This is a genomic window from Winogradskyella sp. SM1960 (genome assembly GCF_020179375.1).
Lineage (GTDB): Bacteria > Bacteroidota > Bacteroidia > Flavobacteriales > Flavobacteriaceae > Winogradskyella > Winogradskyella marina.
On sequence record NZ_JAICBG010000054.1, the window covers coordinates 1 to 500 of the forward strand.

1 pseudogene is annotated in these 500 nt (G+C 37.8%); it reads left to right on the forward strand.

From position 1 onward, the window contains the following. Positions 1-500: pseudogene (locus tag K1X16_RS17945) on the forward strand (CUB domain-containing protein); the annotation flags it as partial.

Below are 500 nucleotides of genomic sequence, written 5' to 3' on the forward strand. Positions count from 1 at the left end.
GATTTAACTACAAAGGCAGACGAAATATTAAACGGTCAAGACCCAGCAAAATACATCGTTAGTTATTACGAGAATGAGGCTAGTGCTATGGCTGGTAATAACGCAATAAATAATCCGCTCGCTTATACCAACACAGACGATTTTAACCAAATCATTTGGGTACGCGTAGAAGACAATACAACCATAGAAGGCTGTTACAAAATCACAAGCCTAGAATTAATTGTAAACCCATTACCAGTACTAATCACACCAGCACCAATAGAGTTATGTGATGTGAATAATCCAGGAGATGAGAAAGAAAGCTTTACATTAGAAGTGGCTAATGATGAGATACTAAACGGTCAAACAGGCATTACTTTAACGCATTACGAAACACAAGCAGATGCCGACAATGCGACCAATCCTATTTTTAGTCCATATGTCAATCTAAGCAATGCTCAGACCATATTTGTAAGAGCAGAAAATGATGTTACAGGCTGCTACAATACAGTAACAGTTAC